The organism is Stenotrophomonas nitritireducens, assembly GCF_050984405.1.
GTDB classification, from domain to species: domain Bacteria; phylum Pseudomonadota; class Gammaproteobacteria; order Xanthomonadales; family Xanthomonadaceae; genus Stenotrophomonas; species Stenotrophomonas nitritireducens_B.
This window is the reverse complement of the sequence record NZ_CP158790.1, coordinates 2,340,520-2,356,565: the sequence shown is the minus strand read 5'-3', so window position 1 is coordinate 2,356,565 and position 16,046 is coordinate 2,340,520. Positions and strand designations below refer to the sequence as shown.

At 69.4% G+C, this 16,046-nt stretch carries 16 protein-coding genes; 9 read left to right on the top strand and 7 right to left on the bottom strand.

The window, feature by feature from the left end:
• Positions 1-64: 64 nt before the first annotated feature.
• From ABTV91_RS10320 to ABTV91_RS10305, 4 genes are all read right to left on the bottom strand, one after another.
• Positions 65-3,043: a TonB-dependent receptor gene (locus ABTV91_RS10320; RefSeq protein ID WP_433851357.1), complete on the bottom strand. Its 2,979-nt coding sequence runs from the start codon at positions 3,041-3,043 to the stop codon at positions 65-67.
• A gap of 85 nt (positions 3,044-3,128) precedes the next feature.
• A complete protein-coding gene (locus ABTV91_RS10315; protein ID WP_433851356.1) occupies positions 3,129-4,151 on the bottom strand; it encodes a LacI family DNA-binding transcriptional regulator in 1,023 nt (340 codons plus the stop codon).
• Positions 4,152-4,319: 168 nt separating this feature from the next.
• Complete coding sequence (locus ABTV91_RS10310; RefSeq protein ID WP_433851355.1) at positions 4,320-4,595, bottom strand: BolA family protein; 276 nt, start codon at positions 4,593-4,595, stop codon at positions 4,320-4,322.
• A complete protein-coding gene (locus ABTV91_RS10305; protein WP_433851354.1) occupies positions 4,592-4,891 on the bottom strand; it encodes a YciI family protein in 300 nt (99 codons plus the stop codon). Before ABTV91_RS10305 ends, ABTV91_RS10310 begins: the two co-directional genes overlap by 4 nt.
• Positions 4,892-5,481: 590 nt before the next feature.
• Between ABTV91_RS10305 and ABTV91_RS10300 the strand changes: the two genes are divergently transcribed.
• The 5 genes from ABTV91_RS10300 (at position 5,482) to ABTV91_RS10280 (ending at position 9,992) form a co-directional block, all read left to right on the top strand.
• A complete protein-coding gene (locus tag ABTV91_RS10300; protein ID WP_433851353.1) occupies positions 5,482-6,384 on the top strand; it encodes a segregation and condensation protein A in 903 nt (300 codons plus the stop codon).
• A 14-nt stretch (positions 6,385-6,398) separates the two neighbouring features.
• Positions 6,399-7,244, top strand: a complete 846-nt coding sequence (gene scpB, locus ABTV91_RS10295) for an SMC-Scp complex subunit ScpB (RefSeq protein WP_433851352.1) — start codon at positions 6,399-6,401, stop codon at positions 7,242-7,244.
• On the top strand, positions 7,241-8,845 hold the full coding sequence (locus ABTV91_RS10290) for a pseudouridine synthase (protein WP_433851351.1): 1,605 nt from the start codon (positions 7,241-7,243) through the stop codon (positions 8,843-8,845). Before scpB ends, ABTV91_RS10290 begins: the two co-directional genes overlap by 4 nt.
• 169 nt (positions 8,846-9,014) lie before the next feature.
• Positions 9,015-9,356, top strand: a complete 342-nt coding sequence (locus tag ABTV91_RS10285; protein WP_433851350.1) for a type II toxin-antitoxin system prevent-host-death family antitoxin — start codon at positions 9,015-9,017, stop codon at positions 9,354-9,356.
• A 3-nt stretch (positions 9,357-9,359) separates the two neighbouring features.
• Positions 9,360-9,992, top strand: coding sequence for a hypothetical protein (locus tag ABTV91_RS10280; protein WP_433851349.1), 633 nt, complete (start codon positions 9,360-9,362; stop codon positions 9,990-9,992).
• A gap of 43 nt (positions 9,993-10,035) precedes the next feature.
• On the opposite strand, the gene ABTV91_RS10275 is transcribed toward ABTV91_RS10280, so the two are convergent.
• The 3 genes from ABTV91_RS10275 to ABTV91_RS10265 all read right to left on the bottom strand — a co-directional run bounded on the left by ABTV91_RS10275 (position 10,036) and on the right by ABTV91_RS10265 (position 12,631).
• The gene (locus ABTV91_RS10275) at positions 10,036-10,467 is read right to left on the bottom strand and encodes a hypothetical protein (RefSeq protein WP_433851348.1); all 432 of its coding nucleotides are present in this window, start codon (positions 10,465-10,467) and stop codon (positions 10,036-10,038) included.
• 106 nt (positions 10,468-10,573) lie between these two features.
• Entirely contained in the window at positions 10,574-11,371 is a 798-nt protein-coding gene (locus ABTV91_RS10270) for an amidohydrolase (protein WP_433851347.1), read from the bottom strand.
• Between the two features lie 111 nt (positions 11,372-11,482).
• The gene (locus tag ABTV91_RS10265) at positions 11,483-12,631 is read right to left on the bottom strand and encodes a pyridoxal phosphate-dependent aminotransferase (protein WP_433851346.1); all 1,149 of its coding nucleotides are present in this window, start codon (positions 12,629-12,631) and stop codon (positions 11,483-11,485) included.
• Between the two features lie 186 nt (positions 12,632-12,817).
• Here ABTV91_RS10265 and ccmA point away from each other — a divergent pair, with 186 nt between their 5' ends.
• The 4 genes from ccmA (at position 12,818) to ABTV91_RS10245 (ending at position 16,031) form a co-directional block, all read left to right on the top strand.
• Positions 12,818-13,462 (top strand): heme ABC exporter ATP-binding protein CcmA, encoded by a 645-nt coding sequence (gene ccmA / locus ABTV91_RS10260; protein WP_433851345.1) that lies wholly within the window; start codon positions 12,818-12,820, stop codon positions 13,460-13,462.
• Entirely contained in the window at positions 13,459-14,154 is a 696-nt protein-coding gene (ccmB, locus tag ABTV91_RS10255; RefSeq protein ID WP_433851344.1) for a heme exporter protein CcmB, read from the top strand. Before ccmA ends, ccmB begins: the two co-directional genes overlap by 4 nt.
• Before the next feature lie 46 nt (positions 14,155-14,200).
• A complete protein-coding gene (locus tag ABTV91_RS10250; protein ID WP_433851343.1) occupies positions 14,201-14,872 on the top strand; it encodes a TetR/AcrR family transcriptional regulator in 672 nt (223 codons plus the stop codon).
• A gap of 115 nt (positions 14,873-14,987) precedes the next feature.
• Positions 14,988-16,031 (top strand): DmsE family decaheme c-type cytochrome, encoded by a 1,044-nt coding sequence (locus ABTV91_RS10245; protein ID WP_433851342.1) that lies wholly within the window; start codon positions 14,988-14,990, stop codon positions 16,029-16,031.
• The last annotated feature ends 15 nt before the right edge of the window (positions 16,032-16,046 follow it).

The following is a 16,046-nucleotide window of genomic DNA, read 5'->3' as shown; positions in this document are numbered from 1 at the left end:
GAACGAAAGGGATGCCTGCGCGCAGGCGACCCGGCCGCCGTCGCCGGCGGCCGGGAGCGCGGCCTTACCAGTCCAGGCCGAAGGACAGCTTGAAGGTGCGGGTGCTGTACTGGCTCCAGCTGTTGATCACTCCGGTATTCCAGTTCTTCCCGTAGCCCCCCCAGTTGGTCCAGTCGAACACGTTGAGGATATCCGCCCGCACCCGCAGCTTCAGATCGGTGCCGGTGTCCCAGACCTTGGTCAGGGACAGGTCGAACTGCTTGAAGCCCAGCGTGCCGTCCGGCTTGAAACTGCGGATGGTGATCGGATTGTCCGGGCCCATGTTCGCCGGCCACACGTCCGCCCAGCGCTCGATGGGCGTGGCCAGGGTCAGCTTGCCGGACAGGTTGAACCCCCACGGCAGGTCGGTGAAGCCGCTGACCACCAGACGATGCCGCGGCGTCCACGCGCCGTCATACCAGCCGCCCAGCGGGTAGTACCAGCCGTACTCCGGGTTTTCCTCGTGGATGTTCTGCTTGGCGTCGGTGAACGTATAGGCGACGTTGAGGTTCCAGGGGCTCTCGGCGGTATACGGCTTGTCCAGGCCCAGCAGCAGGGCGTTGTTCTTCGACTCGATGCCGTTGACCCCCAGGATCAGCCCGCCCATTCCCGGCACGCCGCCACCGGTCCACGGGCTGCCGCCGGCGTCGAAGTAGGAACCGTCGCCCCGGCGGTTGCCGCGCAGCAGCAGCAGGCCGTCCTTGTAGCGGATGTGCTGCAGGGTGACCGACGTGTTCCAGTCGTGTCCGGCGAATACCACCGTATTGCGCATGCCGATGCTGAACTGGTCCGAATACGGCGTCTTCAGTTCGTTGTCGAACATCCACACTTCGCGCCCCGCCCAGCCGCTTGCGCCCTGCGCGATCAGGTAGTCGCGGTCCAGCAGCTGCGGCGTCCACGCCACGCAGTCCGCGGCGGCGACATCGCACGGATGCAGCGGCGTGTCGATCTTCAGCTCGCGGGTCGGGAACGTCGCCTTGGTCTGTTCCAGCTGCAGCGTGTCGAACAGGTTGCGGTCATAGGCGCGGCCGACGCCACCGAACAGCACGTGGCGTTCGTCCCCGCTGAAATCATAGGAGAAGCCGATGCGCGGCTGGATGGCGCTCTTGAACGCCTTGCGGTTGTTGCCGGTGCTGATGAAGCGGTTGACGTCGATGCCGCCCAGCGCCAGCGTCTGCGCGTAGGTCTGGCCCGGCGCGGCGCCCGCCTGCGGATCCTGGGTGTCGAGCGCGTCGAGCACTTCCTGCCCGGTGCGGTAATCCATGTAGGCCGGCGTCTTCTCGTAATCCCAGCGCAGGCCCAGGTTCAGGGTCAGGCGTTCGGTCACGTCCCAGTCGTCCTGAAAATAGAGTCCGAACTGTTTGTTCGACGACTTGACCACGCCGCCGCTGGTGCCGGCTACCGGGCTGCCGAAGCGGACGAAGTACGGCGTCTCCCAGTCCTCGCGGACGTCGTAGTAGAACTGCGGGTTGTAGGGCTGCTGCTCGGTGGTGTTCAGCTCCACTTCCTTGTACTTGACGCCGAACTTGATGGTGTGGCCCTCGAAGCCGAAGTAGGTGGTGTCGTTCTGGAACGACCAGCCCTGCTGTCCCTTGTCCTGCAGGCCGCCGTTGCCCGCGCCCATGCGGAAGATCTGCGCGCCGTCGTTGCTGGTGCCGGTGGTCAGCACGTAGCCGTTGCCGTAGTTGACCGGCGCCATGGTCCAATACGCCTTCTCGTGGGTCAGGTGGGCATCGTTGAGCCAGTCCGTCGAGGACCACTGCCAGCGCAGGTCGTAACGGTCCTCGGTCACCCCGACATCGGTGCCGTAGCTGTGCGCGCTCTGCCCGCCTACATTGCTGATGTCGCTTTCCTCACGGCGCTTGAAGGTCAGCTCGACCAGGTTGGCGTCGTTGATCGACCAGTCCAGCTTGCCGAAGTACAGATCCTCCTTGAACGGACTGGAGGTCGGCCGGAACTGGTCGGCGAGTTCGGGCGGCAGCTGGCTGATCAGGAAACCCTGGCCGGGCTCCAGGTCCTGCGGCGACTGGTATTCCTTTGCCTCGTAGCTGACGAAGAAGTGCGCCTTGTCCTGGATGATGGGGCCGCCGAACGCGGCGCCATACTGCTTCTCCGAGGAGCGGATCTTCTCGCCGATTTCCTTCTCGCTTTCGCGTGCGGTGCGCCAATCCTGGTTTGTGTAGTCCCAGAAGAACGAGCCGGAGAAATCGTTGGTGCCGGACTTGGTGACCGCGGTCACCGCCGCCGAGCTGATCTGGTCGTACTCGGCCTTGTAGTTGGAAGTGATGACCTTGTATTCGCCGATGGCCAGCTGCGGAAACGGATTGCCGCGGCTGGAATCCTGCCCGGTGATGCCTCCCTTGATGACGTAATTCTTCTGCCCCACGCCGTCGATGTAGACATTGATGTTGTTCGCGCTCTGCGCGCCGGCACGCAGCTTGGTCGAGCCGTTGCCCGGATCCTGGGTGAAGATCATGCCCGGCACGGTATCGGCGAAAGCCAGGAAGTTGCGCGTGGCCTGCGGCAACGCTTCGATCTGCCGGGGCGTGATGTAGGTGGCGATCTCCGAGGTCTTGGTCTCGATCGGCGCCTGCGCCGTCACCTGCACCGCATCCAGCGTCGTCGCCGCGCCGCTGGCGGTCTCGGCCACGCCGCCGACCCCGAGGTTCACGGTGGCGGTCTGGCCCACCTGCACGGTGATGTTCTGGCTGCTGGTCTTGCCGCCGGCATTGACGTCCACGCGATAGGTGCCCGGCGGCAGGCCGGCCAGCGAATAGCTGCCGCTGGCGGCGCTCTGCACGCTGCGGGTCAGGCCCGTGGCAAGGTTGGTCGCGGTCACCTGCGCCTGGCCTGCCGGCGCCGAATCGGCCATCACCTGGCCGCGGATGGTGGCGCCGGTGCTCTGCGCGAACGCGGGGGCGGCGCCGAGCACGAGGCAGCTGGCCAGCGCGCAGCTGAGCAGCCTGCGGGCCGGGTGCGTCTTGCGGGTAGCGGGATGGTTCATGGTGCTCTCCGGGTGCGGCAGCGCGGCTGCCATTCGGTTCGTTCCGGTTTCGCTGGCCGGCGGTTCCGGCGCAGCGCGTACGCGGTCAGGAAGGTTCTCGTCGGGACGTGGAGTCGCGCACGACCAGGCTCGGTGCCAGGGTCATGCCGCCGGTCCCTTCCGGTGCGCCATCGCTGTCGATCAGGTGCAGCAGATGCGATGTCGCCCGCCCGCCGAGGTCGGCGATGCTGACCCGCATCGTGGTCAATGCCGGGTGAACGAAACGTGCCAGCGGGATATCGTCGAAGCCGGCCAGCGCGACCTGCTGCGGCACGCGCACGCCAGCCTGGTTGAAGGCGTACAGGCAGCCCAGCGCCATCATGTCGTTGGCGGCGAACACCGCGTCGGGCAGCCGGGCCTCGCGCAGCAGCGCCTGCCCGGCGGCATGTCCGGACGCCTCGTCGAAGCCGCCGGGCAGGACGATGGCCTCCGCCGCCGGGCCGAAGCCGGCCATCGCATCGCCGAAGCCGCGCAGGCGCTCGCGCGCGTCGTGGTTCGCGTCTGGGCCGGCGATGAAGGCGATGCGGCGGTATCCGGCGTCCAGCAGGTGCCGGGTCATGGCCATCGCGCCGGCATGGTCGTCGATGCCGAACGCGGGATAAGGCCCCCTGGGCAGCGGCGTATTGATCAGCACGGTCGGCAGCGCTGGCGGCAGGTTGTCCATCAGGAAACCGGAATCGGCCGCGTACGGCGACATGACCAGCAGGCCGTCGACGCGGCCGCGCATGGCCCGCAGGGCGACGCCCTGCTGCTCCTGGTCGCCGTGGTAACTGGAAACCAGCAGGTGCCAGCGGTGCGTGCGCGCAACGCCGTCGATGCCGCGCATCAGTTCGGAAAAGAACTCGCCGTGCAAGTCCGGCAGCACCAGGCCGATGGTATGCGTGCTGCGGCTGCTCAGGCTGCGCGCGGCCGCGTGCGGGGCGTAGCGGAGCCGGCGGGCCACCTCCAGCACCAGGCGCCGCACCGGCTCGGCGACGTTCTCGTGGCCGTTGAGGGCACGCGATACGGTGGCGACGGAGACCTTCGCCTCACGGGCAACATCCTTGATGGTGATTGCCGGTTTCGCCACCGCTATGCCCTCCGCAGGCAGGGTTCGGGCGAAATGTAAGCGTTTCCAGGGCGATTTGTAAATGATTTGTTACACCACCGGGGCCGGCGCGGGACAGAACCTGGCCGGCGCAGAACAGGCGCCTCGCAGCCCCGATGGTGGGAACGACGTCCCCGCTCCACGCCTGGATCAGGCGTCCGCCTCCGCCGGCGTCCGCGCCTTGATCGACAACGCGTGGATATCGGTCTGCATCATGTCGCCAAGTGCAGCGTACACAGCGCGATGGCGCGCCAGCGGCGCCATCCCCGCGAACGCCTCGGCCACGATGAGCACGTTGAAGTGCCCACGCCCATCCCGTGCGCCCGCGTGGCCGGCATGGCGGTGGCTGTCGTCCTCCACTTCCAGCCGGCGCGGCGCGAACGCGGCCTGCAGCGCCGCCTGGATCCGTTCCTGCCGGCTGCTCATGGCAGCACCTTGCGGAACGGACGCACGTCCACGCGCTGGTAAACGCCCGCGGCCACGTAGGGGTCCTCGCCGGCCCAGGCGCGGGCGGCCTCCAGGTCGTCGAAGCTGGCGATCACCACGCTGCCGCTGAAACCGGCCGGGCCGGGGTCCTCCGCGTCGACCGCCGGACAGGGACCGGCCAGCAGCAGCCGCCCCTGGTCGAGCAGCGCCTGCAGCCGCGCCAGGTGCGCCGCCCGCGCGGCCTGGCGCGCGGCCAGCACGTCCTGGCCATCGTAGCCTTCGATCACATACCACACGGCGCCGTTTCTCCTTAGCCTGCTGGATGAAGCCTGCAAGTGTAGGCCCTGCCCTCCCGCGCAGACAGGCTGCACCGTATCCAGCTGCCTTGCCGGTCGCGGAGACAACCACGGCGAAGCCTGCCACCGCGCGCGGGCGCGGGGTCGCGCGGCGAGTCAGCCTCGCCCCGGGCGGCGCCGTGCCGGCCCGGTCCTGCCCCGCCGAAGCGCCCGCAGGCGTCCTTCGGCGGCGATGCCGGCCTCCCGCAGACCCAACGCCACCTGTCCGTGCGGGACGGCCGGCCCCACCGCAATGCTGGACACCGCCCGGCCGGGACGATTACTCTTTACGGCATTGCACGCAGCCGGCCTGTAACGGCCCGGTGCGGCGGCAGGCAAGGCCACCGCCGTCCGACCGATCCGCGATTCCTTCCCGGACTGTGTAGACGACCTCCTCGTGATGACGTTGCCGCATGAAAGCGCGGCATGTCGCGTTGTTGATGTGCACGCACGCCGGACAGGCGCGCATGGCTTGCAATCCAGAAGGCTAGGACCCTGTTCCGGGCGGGAACCCGGAACGTACAAGGCTCGCAATACCCGATGTCGCCCTGATGACTTCAGATCTCGCGCCCGCCGCGAACCCGCCAGCGCCGCCTACCGTTCCGCAGCAGCAGGAAATGCCGCTGGCGGTGGTGCATGGCCAGCCGGTGCTGCAGATCCCGCAGGACCTGTACATCCCGCCGGATGCGCTGGAAGTCATCCTCGACGCCTTCGAGGGCCCGCTGGACCTGCTGCTGTACCTGATCCGCCGGCAGAACCTGGACATCCTGGACATCCCGGTGGCGGAGATCACCCGCCAGTACGTGGAATACATCAACGTCATGCAGGAGCTGCGCTTCGAGCTGGCGGCCGAATACCTGGTGATGGCCGCGATGCTGGCCGAGATCAAGTCGCGCATGCTGCTGCCGCGCCCGCCCAGCGAGGACGGCGAGGAAGCCGACCCGCGCGCCGAGCTGGTGCGCCGGTTGCAGGAGTACGAACGTTTCAAGCAGGCCGCCGAGGACATCGACGCCCTGCCCCGCCAGGACCGCGACACCACCCCGGCGCATGCCTTCGTGCCGGACCGGACCACGGTGAAGGTGCCGCCGCCGGTGGACCTGAAGGAAATGCTGCTGGCCCTGCACGACGTGCTCAAGCGCGCCGAGCTGTTCAGCGGCCACGCCATCAAGCGCGAGGCGCTGAGCGTGCGCCAGCGCATGGGCGACGTGCTGGAGCAGCTCGAGGACGGCAGGTTCTACCGCTTCGAGACGCTGTTCACCGCCGAGGAAGGCAAGCTCGGCGTGCTGGTCACCTTCCTGGCGCTGCTGGAGCTGGCCAAGGAACAGCTGCTGGACATCGTGCAGGAAGCGCCTTTGGCGCCGATCTACGTGAAGTCGCTCGCCGCCGGCAATACCAACGCGCCGCTGCAGTTTTCGAGCGAATTCGACGACGCCGACACCACCGACCCCGCCTGAGCCATTCCCGACACATGGATCAACCGCTGATCAACCGCATCGTCGAAGGCGCGCTGCTGGCCTCCAGCCAGCCGCTGACCCTGGCGCAGCTGCAGGAACTGTTCCCCGAGGAACAGCCGGCGCCGCCGGGCAGTGTCGAACGCGCGCTGGAACTGCTGCGCGAAGGCTGCCAGGGACGCGGCGTGGAACTGGTCGAGGTCGCCTCCGGCTTCCGCTACCAGATCACCCGCGAGGTGCACAGCTGGGTTTCGCGGCTGTGGACCGAACGCAAGACCCGCTACACCCGCGCCACGCTGGAGACGCTGGCGCTGATCGCCTACCGCCAGCCGATCACCCGCGGCGAGATCGAGCAGGTGCGCGGCGTGGCGGTCAGCAGCAACATCATCCAGGCGCTGGAAGAGCGCGAGTGGATCCGCGTGGTCGGCCACCGCGACGTGCCCGGCAAGCCGGCGCTGTTCGGCACCACCCGCGGCTTCCTGGACTACTTCGGCCTCAAGCGGCTGGACGAACTGCCGCCCTTGTCCGAACTGCGCGACATCGGCGAACTGGAACCGCAGCTGCCGCTGGGCGACGACGGCCAGCTGGCCGCCCCGCTCGCCGCCGGCGCGGCGACGCCCGACGCCGTAGCGCCGGCCGACGATGCCGGCCAGGACACCGACACCGCGGCAACCCCGGACGACGGGGATGCCGCACCCGACACCGCCCCAACGGGCGAACCCGACGCCGCGCCGGGAGAGCGCGCGGCGGAAGTGGAAGACACCGGAAACAACGCCGTCGCGACGACGACCGTGGCTGTTGACGAAGCCGATCCCGAACCTGAGGCCGACGAAGAAAACGCCGGCCGGAGCCAAACAGAATGAGTGACACCCCCCGCAAGCCGTCGTTGAACAAGCTCTCGCTCAAGCGCGAAGCCGCTGTCGAGCAGCCACGGCTGGAAGAACGCCTGCACAAGGTGCTGGCCCAGGCCGGCCTGGGCTCGCGCCGCGCGCTGGAGCAGCGCATCGCCGACGGCCTGGTCAAGGTCAACGGCGAGACCGCGCAGACCGGCATGTCGGTCAAGAGCGGCGACAAGATCGACCTGGACGGGCGCAGCTTCGTCGCCAGCGCCCTGACCGATCCCTCGCGCGTGCTGGTCTACAACAAGCCCGAAGGCGAAGTGACCACCCGCGAGGACCCCGAAGGCCGCCCGACCGTGTTCGAGTCGCTGCCGCCGCTCAAGGGCGCGCGCTGGATCGCCATCGGCCGCCTGGACATCAACACCACCGGCCTGCTGCTGCTCACCACCGACGGCGAGCTGGCCAACGCCATGATGCACCCGTCCTTCGAGGTCGAGCGCGAGTACGTGGTGCGCGTGCGCGCCCCGGAAGGCCAGGAGAAGGTGCCGGACAACGTCGTCGACCGTCTCGCCCGCGGCGTGGCGCTGGAAGACGGCCCGGCCAAGTTCGACGAGATCGAACGCATCGGCGGCACCGACTCGCACGACTGGTTCCGCGTGGTGGTCAAGGAAGGCCGCAACCGCGAAGTGCGCCGCCTGTGGGAATCGCAGGGCTGCCAGGTCAGCCGCCTCAAGCGCACCCGCTACGGCAAGGTCGAACTGCCGCGCGAACTGCTGCGCGGCCAGTCGGTGGAACTGCCCAACGCCCAGGTCGAGGCGCTGCGCGCCGAACTGAAGCTGGAGGAAGGCGCGCCGTCGGCGCTGACCCTGCAGCCGGTGATCGGCCAGCGCAAGGCGGCCAAGACCACCGTGCGCGTGCGCGAAGGCGGCCGCGGCAATGCCTATGTCAACGGCCACAACACCGCCGACGAAGGCCGCGAGCTGCGCCGCTTCGACACCCTGCGCGAGGACCGCGGCCGTGGCCGCGGCGGCAAGGGCGGCGGCTTCAAGGGCGGCCTGACCGTCAGCGGCGAAGCGGCGGCCAAGCAGTCGCAGAAGCCGTTCAAGCAGCGCAAGCCCAAGGGCGACCGCAGCCTGCCGGAAGGCAACCCCGCCGCGTTCCGCACCTGGTACGTGCCTGAAGGCGTGAGCACCGGCCCCAGCGGCCACCGCAACGCCGGCCCGGGCGGCAATCGCGGTCCCGGCCGTGGCCCGGCTGGCGAAGGCCAGGCCCGTCCGTACGGCAAGCCGCGCCCGGGCGCCGGCGGCGCCGGTCGTGGCGGTCCCGGCCAGGGGCGTCCGCAGGGCGCGGGCCAGGGTACCGGCCAAGGTCGCGCGCAGGGCGGCCAGGCGGCCGGCCAGGGTCAGCGCAAGCATCCCTACGGCCATCCGGGCAATGCCCCGAGCTTCCCGTCCGACCACGCCACCCCGGGCTTCAGCCCGTACGGCGCGCGCCCGGCCGCCGGTCGCCCCGGTGGCGGCAACCGCGGCCCGGGCGGCCCGCGTGGCGGCAACCGCCCCGGTGGCGGCGGTGCCGGTCGTCCGCCGGGCGGCGGCAACCGCCGTGGCGGCCCGCGCGGCGGCTGATCCCTCGGGGATCGGTATCGCCCGTGTCCCTGCATGACGTGAACGCCCGGCTCCGCGCCGGGCGTTCTGCTTTACGGATTCTCTCTCAGCCCTGAACCGGCCCTGCGAAATTTACCCAAAATGAGAAATTTGGGATATTTTCGCCTTATCCCTTCGCTGGACAGCCGTCATGGACCTCACCCTGAATCTGCCTGATCTGGAAAAGACGCCCGCCAGCGACATCAAGGCCAAAGGCTGGCCGGGGCTGATGCGCAAGGTGCTCAGGAACGGCGCGGTGGTCGTCACCAACCACAACCATCCGCAGGCGGTGGTGGTGTCGGTCGAGGAGTACCAGCGTCTGGTCGACCAGGCCAACGGCCATTCCGCCGCGGCGCAGCGCGCGCAGTCGCTGCAGGCTCTCCAGGCCGAGTTCGACGCCCACCTGGCGACGCTGCAGGAGGGCAGCCTGGCAAAAGCCCTGGCCCGCCCCGCCCGGCGCGGCCGCGGGATCGCCCTGGGCAATTCGTCGTAAACGATGGCAAGGATCCTGGTCCTTGCCGGCGTCAATGGCGCAGGCAAGAGCTCACTGCTGGGCGCGATGCTGGCCGAGGACGGCGCGGCCTGGTTCAATCCGGACGCGTTCACCCGGCGGCTGGTCGAACACGGCTGGCCGCTGGAAGAAGCCAATGCGACCGCCTGGCAGGAAGGCACGCGCCGGCTGCGCGCGGCCATGGCCGACGACCTCGACTACGCCTTCGAGACCACGCTGGGTGCGAACACCATCCCTGCCCTGCTGCGCGAAGCCTGCAAGCGGCACGAGGTCAGCATCTGGTTCTGCGGGCTGGAGAGCGTCGACCTGCACCTGCAACGCGTGGCCGCACGCGTGGACGGCGGCCACGACATTCCCGAAGGCAGGATCCGCCAGCGCTTCGACAGTTCGCGGTTGAACCTGATCGAGCTGTTGCCGCACCTCACCGCCCTGCATCTCTACGACAACAGCCGACCGGCCGACGCCGATGGCAGGGCCGAGCCGCTGCTGGTAATGGGAGTGGAGCGCGGACGGATCCTCTGCCCCGCGACGCAGGGAGAATTCACCCAGGTACCCGAATGGGCCAAGCCCATCGTGTGGGCAGCGCTGAAGGCGTTCCCGGTGGCGACGGACGGCTGAACCCGATGCCCGGCCGGGCGACCGGGCATCGGACGCCGGGAACTCAGCGCCGCTCGATCACGAACTTGCCGAAGCCCACGCCCAGGTCCCAGCCGCGGCCGGTGCCGGCCAGGGCCAGCGAGATGTCGCCCTTGGTCACCACCTGGGCATTGCTGGAACGGGAAGCGCCGGCATGCACCTCGGCGCCGCCGTAGGTCCCGATCAGGTCGTTGAGGCTGTAGGCGCCGGTGAACTTGCCGCGGCCGTCGCTGACGGTGGACTTGCCGACCGTCAGGCCGCCGCCCTTGGCGCTGATCTTCACCGGGATGCTGGCGCCGTTGTCGCAGGTGATGGTGCCGTTGCCGGTGGCGGTCTTGTAGAAGATCGACCAACCGGACAGGTTGAAACGCAGTTCGCAATCGATGTTGCCGGCCGCGTGCGCGGACGGCGCCAAGCCGATGGCAGCCAGCAGCAGGGCGCCTGCCAGGATTTTCATGGTTCGCTCTCCATAACGAGGGGACGGGCCGAGCCTAGCAGCGCGGCCGCATCGCGCATGCGATGGCGGGCGCGCCCATCCGGCCGGCGTTCAGTGTCGCCCGGGCTCACGCCAGGGCGAAGCCATCGGCATCCAGCATCGCCGGGAAACGCGCGCGGTGGTCGGCCAGCGCCTGCGCCGAGACCACCGTGGTCACCACCTGCTCGCGCTCGCGGATTTCCACCTGCGGCTGGCCGAGGAAGTCGATCACCGCGCTGTCGCCGGCGTAATGCAGGCCATTGCCGTCCACGCCGACGCGGTTGACCACGGCCACGTAGCACAGGTTCTCGATCGCCCGCGCGCGCGCCAGCGTGCGCCAGGCGTGGGCGCGCGCCGACGGCCAGTTGGCCACGAAGATCTGCAGGTCGAAATCCATCTGCCCGGCGCGCTCGACGTCGTAGCGGTTGCGGCAGAACACCGGGAAGCGCAGGTCGTAGCAGATCTGGGGATTGATCCGCCAGCCCTTCAGTTCCACGCACAGGCGCTCGCGGCCGGCCGCATAGCGCTCGTGCTCGCCGCCATAACGGAACAGGTGGCGCTTGTCGTAATGCCGCAGTTCGCCGTCGGGCATGACCCACAGCAGGCGGTTGAACACCTCTTCGCCCACGCGCAACTGCACGCTGCCGGTGACGGCCGCCCCCAGCAGGCGCGCCTGTTCGCGCATCCAGGCCACGGTCGGTCCGTCCATGCCCTCGGCCCTGAAAATGGCGTCGTTGGAGAAGCCGCTGGTGAAGGTCTCCGGCAGGATCACCAGATCGGCGGTGCCGGCCAGCGGCGCCAGCAGCGCGGCGTAATGCTCGCGGTTGCCCATCGGGTCGTGCCAGCGGGTGTCGCCCTGTACGAGGGAAATGCGCAGGTCTTGCATGGTGTCTCCCGGATACATGTATGCCCGTAGGAGCGGCTTCAGCCGCGATGGGGCCTTCGCCGGGAAAGTCCGTTCGCGGCTGAAGCCGCTCCTACGGGGTTTCAGTGCGTTTCAGAGCTTCTGCAGGCGCTCGATCGCCGCGTCCAGCGTGGCGTCGTTCTTGGCGAAACACAGCCGCACCAGGCGCTGCCCGGCCGGCGCGGTTTCGTAGAACGGCGACAGCGGGATCGCGGTGACGCCCTTCTCGATCGTCAGCCACTTCACGAACTCATGGTCCGGCAGGTCGCTGACCGCCGAGTAGTCCACCAGCTGGAAGTAGCCGCCCGGCACCGGCAGCGGCTTCAGGCGCGTGCCCAGCAGCTGCTCGCGGAAACGGTCGCGCTTGGCCTGGTAGAACGCGCCCAGTTCCAGGTGGTGCTCCGGCTCGTCGCGGATCATCGCGGCGAAGCCGTACTGCGCCGGGCCGTAGGTGGTGAAGGTGTTGTACTGGTGCACCTTGCGGAACTCGGCGCTCAGCGCCGGCGGCGCGATCGCGTAGCCGATCTTCCAGCCGGTGCAGTGGTAGGTCTTGCCGAAGCTGGAAATGACGAAGGCGCGCTCGCGCAGTTCCGGGTAGCGCAACGCCGATTCGTGGCGGGCGCCGTCGTAGACGATGTGCTCGTACACCTCGTCGGAAATGAGATAGATGCCGGTGCCGCGCAGGACGTCGGCCAGCGCCTGCATGTCCGCCGCCGAGAGCATCGCGCCGGACGGGTTGTGCGGGGTGTTGACCATCAGCATGCGCGTTTTCGGCGTGATCGCCGCGCGCACCCTGTCCCAGTCCACGGCGAAGGTCCGCGGGTCGAGCGCGACGTGCACCGCGCGCGCCCCGGCCAGATCGATGGCCGGCTCGTAGCAGTCGTAGGCCGGGTCGAGCACGATGACCTCGTCGCCGGCGCGCACCACCGCGTGGATGGCGTTGAAGATCGCCTCGGTGCCGCCCGAGGTGACGGTGATTTCCGTATCCGGATCCACCTGCGCGCCGTAGCAGTCCAGCGCCTTCTGCGCGATGGCCTGGCGCAGCGGCGCCACGCCGGTCATCGGCGCGTACTGGTTCAGGCCCTCGCGCATGGCCCTGGCGGTCTCGTCGATCAGGCGCTGCGGCGCGGCGAAATCCGGAAAACCCTGGCCCAGGTTGACCGCGCCGTGTTCGGCGGCCAGCTGCGACATCACGGTGAAGATGGTGGTGCCCACCTTGGGCAGCTTGGTCTGCGGTTGCATCGATGCGTCGGCGTCGGCGTCGGGGGAGGGAAACGCCGAGTTTACGCAATGCCGGCGGCAACGGCCGCCCCCGCCCGCCGCGCGCGTCGCGGCACCGACGGCAACGCCTATAATGTCGCGCCCGATGCGCCAGCCTGCCTGCGCTCCCACCCAAGGACGGAAGCGCCCGATCCGATGACCGCGACCATGAACACTCCGCCGCTGCTCGATGCGCGCGGGCTGCGCTTCACCCGCAACGACGACCCGGTGTTCGGCCCGCTCGACCTGCACGTGGACGCGGGCGAGGCCCTGCTGGTGCAGGGCGGCAACGGCGCCGGCAAGACCACCCTGCTGCGCGTGCTCGCCGGGCTGCTGCGCGCCGACGAAGGCGCGATCCGCATCGACGGGCGCTCCGCCGACGCCGGCGAGCGTTCGCGCTACATCGCCTACCTGGGCCACCTGCCCGCGCTCAAGCAGGACCTGGGCACGCTGGAGAACCTGCACGTGCTGTGCGGCCTGCAGGGCCGGCGCGCGCGGCAGATGCCCGGCAACGCGCTGGCCATCGTCGGCCTGGCCGGCTACGAGGACACCCTGGTGCGGCAGCTCTCGGCCGGGCAGAAGAAGCGCCTGTCGCTGGCCCGGCTGTGGCTGTCGCCGGCGCCGGTGTGGCTGCTGGACGAGCCCTACGCCAACCTCGACCTGGACGGCATCAACCTGGTCAACCGCATGATCTCCGCGCACCTGCGCAGCGGCGGCGGCACCCTGGTCACCACCCACGGTGCCTACGCGGCGCCGCCGGTGCGCAACCGCACGCTCACCCTCGGCCCGACCGCGGTGGAGGCTGCCGCATGAGCCTGCCCGGTCCGCAGCCCACCCTGTTCGATGCCGCCCGGGCGCTGCTCGCGCGCGACCTGAAGCTGCTGTGGCGGCGCCGCGGCGACGCCGCGCAGCCGATCCTGTTCGCGCTGCTGGTGGTGGCGCTGTTCGCCCTGGCCCTGGGCGGCAACCCGGAACTGCTGCAGCGCGTGGCCGCGGCCGTGCTGTGGCTGTCGGTGCTGCTGGCCGGCCTGCTGTCGCTGGACACGCTGTTCCGCGGCGACGCCGAGGACGGCTCGCTGGAGCAGTGGCTGCTCTCGCCGGTGCCGCTGCCGTGGCTGGTCGCGGTGCGGGTGTTCTCGCACTGGCTGACCACCGCCTTCCCGCTGGTGCTGGTCAGCCCGCTGCTGGCCGAACTGATGCAGCTGCCGCGCGGACAATTGCCGGTGCTGGTCGCCTCGCTGGCGCTGGGCACGCCGCTGCTGAGCCTGCTCGGCGCGGTGGTCGCGGCGCTGACCGTGGGCATGCGCCGTTCCGGCATCCTGCTGGCGCTGCTGGTGCTGCCGCTGTACGTGCCGGTGCTGGTGTTCGGCGCCGGCGCGGTGGCCGCCTCGGCGCAGGGCTTCGACGCCAGCGGCGCGCTGCTGCTGCTCGGCGCCGGCCTGGTGGTCAGCCTGCTGCTGGCGCCGCTGACCGCCGCCGCCGCGATCCGCATCGCCAACGCCTGAGGGACGCCGGCGCTATCCTTGGCGCCCGCCTTCCCCGCGACCGCGCATGCGCCAGCCGCCGCACCCGTCTCCGGAAAAACCCACGCTGCCGCCGCGCCCGGCGGTGGAACTGCAGCGTCGCGGCGAGCTGCGCGTGGAGCGGTTTCTCGACGTCGCCATCGAGGTGTTCAACGAGAAGGGCTACCAGGGCGCGCGGCTGTCGGACATCGTCAAGCGCGCCGGCGGCTCGCTGGCCACGCTGTACCGCGCCTTCGGCGACAAGGAAGGGCTGGTGCACGCGCTGATGGAGCGCAGCATCCGCGACTTCGGCAAGGACGTGGAAGAACTGCTGGATTCGCCGCTGCCGCCGGCGCAGGCGCTGGAAGAGGCGGCCTGCCACATGGTCGAGGAGATCCTCAGCCCGGCGCGCATCGCCTGCCATCGCATCATCACCACCGAGGGCATCAGCCAGCCGGCCCTGCGCGACTGGTTCCGGGTCCATGGCATCCAGCCGGCGGAGCGGCTGCTGAGCGAGTACTTCGCACGCGAGACCCGCGCCGGGCGCCTGCACATCGAAGACCCGGACATGGCTGCCGACCACTTCTACATGCTGGTGTTCGGCGGGTTGATCATCCGTTCCATCAACGGCTGGGTCGACGGCACCCAACTGCCGCAGATCCAGGACCGCGCCCGCTCGGCGGTGCGCATGTTCCTGCAAGGCGCGCTTCCCCGTTCCTGAACCCGGCCTGCTGCGCTGCAGCTTGACCTGAACCGGAGCTTTCCCAGAATCACACCGTAATTCTCATTACGCTGTTGTCACCCACCCGCCGGCAGGGACGACAAAGGAGAGGAACGTGCGGTTCTATCTCGCATTCGTGATGCTGCTCGCCACCGCGGTGCTGGTTTCCGCGGCCTGGCTCGCTCCGGTCAAGGCCGATCCCCTGGCGCAGGCGGTCAAGCTCCCCGAGACCCGCTTCGCCTCCGCTGTTTCCGGGCATGGCTTCGACGCCCCGCCCGGCTTCGCCGACGCGGTGCCGGCGCGCAACCAGGCGCATCCGGAGGCCAAGGCGGTCGGCGAGCAGGTCTGCACCGCCTGCCACGCCAAGGAGAACGACAACTTCGCCCATACCGCGCACGCGCTGGGCATGCAGGTGGCGCTGGCCGCCAATCCCGCCACCGCCACCTGCGAGGCCTGCCATGGCCCCGGCTCGGTGCACGCGGCCACCCCGACCGCGAAGGGTTCGATCATCGCCTTCACCCACGACGGCGGCACGCCGGTGGCCAACCAGACCGAAAGCTGCCTGGGCTGCCACTCCGGCGGTCCGCGCGATGTGTGGCTGGGGTCGATCCACCAGCGCAACGACCTGTCGTGCAGCGACTGCCACAACCCGATGCAGAAGTTCTCCGCCGAGGGCCTGACCGCCAAGCAGTCGGTGAGCGAGACCTGCGCCACCTGCCACAAGGACATCCGCCAGCAGTTCAACCGCCGCTCGCACATGCCGCTGCCGGAAGGGGCGATCAGCTGCGTGGACTGCCACAACCCGCACGGCACGCTCAACGCCACCCTGCTCAAGACCGACACGGTCAACGAAACCTGCTACCAGTGCCACGCCGAGAAGCGCGGGCCGTTCCTGTTCGAACACGCGCCGGTGCGCGAGAGCTGCCTCAACTGCCACCAGGTGCACGGCTCCAACCAGCACGCCCTGCTGGTCGCGCCGATCCCGATGCTGTGCCAGCAGTGCCACTCGCACACCCGCCACCCCAACGACCTGCAGACGGAGCTGTCGCTCGGCAACGGCATGACGCCTGACGAACGCCTGATGGGCCGCGGCTGCATCACCTGCCATGCGCAGGTCCACGGCTCCAACCATCCCTCCGGCCCACGCCTGCACAAGTAACGGGAGGACGCCATG

Excerpts from the sequence above, each read along its gene's own strand:
- ABTV91_RS10285 (WP_433851350.1), top strand. The coding sequence starts at position 9,015 with ATGGACCTCACCCTGAATCTGCCTGATCTGGAAAAGACGCCCGCCAGC.
- ABTV91_RS10270 (WP_433851347.1), bottom strand. The coding sequence starts at position 11,371 with ATGCAAGACCTGCGCATTTCCCTCGTACAGGGCGACACCCGCTGGCAC.
- ccmB (WP_433851344.1), top strand. The coding sequence starts at position 13,459 with ATGAGCCTGCCCGGTCCGCAGCCCACCCTGTTCGATGCCGCCCGGGCG.
- ABTV91_RS10250 (WP_433851343.1), top strand. The coding sequence starts at position 14,201 with ATGCGCCAGCCGCCGCACCCGTCTCCGGAAAAACCCACGCTGCCGCCG.
- ABTV91_RS10290 (WP_433851351.1), top strand. The coding sequence starts at position 7,241 with ATGAGTGACACCCCCCGCAAGCCGTCGTTGAACAAGCTCTCGCTCAAG.
- ABTV91_RS10275 (WP_433851348.1), bottom strand. The coding sequence starts at position 10,467 with ATGAAAATCCTGGCAGGCGCCCTGCTGCTGGCTGCCATCGGCTTGGCG.
- ABTV91_RS10280 (WP_433851349.1), top strand. The coding sequence starts at position 9,360 with ATGGCAAGGATCCTGGTCCTTGCCGGCGTCAATGGCGCAGGCAAGAGC.
- scpB (WP_433851352.1), top strand. The coding sequence starts at position 6,399 with ATGGATCAACCGCTGATCAACCGCATCGTCGAAGGCGCGCTGCTGGCC.
- ABTV91_RS10265 (WP_433851346.1), bottom strand. The coding sequence starts at position 12,631 with ATGCAACCGCAGACCAAGCTGCCCAAGGTGGGCACCACCATCTTCACC.
- ABTV91_RS10310 (WP_433851355.1), bottom strand. The coding sequence starts at position 4,595 with ATGAGCAGCCGGCAGGAACGGATCCAGGCGGCGCTGCAGGCCGCGTTC.
- ABTV91_RS10300 (WP_433851353.1), top strand. The coding sequence starts at position 5,482 with ATGACTTCAGATCTCGCGCCCGCCGCGAACCCGCCAGCGCCGCCTACC.
- ccmA (WP_433851345.1), top strand. The coding sequence starts at position 12,818 with ATGAACACTCCGCCGCTGCTCGATGCGCGCGGGCTGCGCTTCACCCGC.
- ABTV91_RS10320 (WP_433851357.1), bottom strand. The coding sequence starts at position 3,043 with ATGAACCATCCCGCTACCCGCAAGACGCACCCGGCCCGCAGGCTGCTC.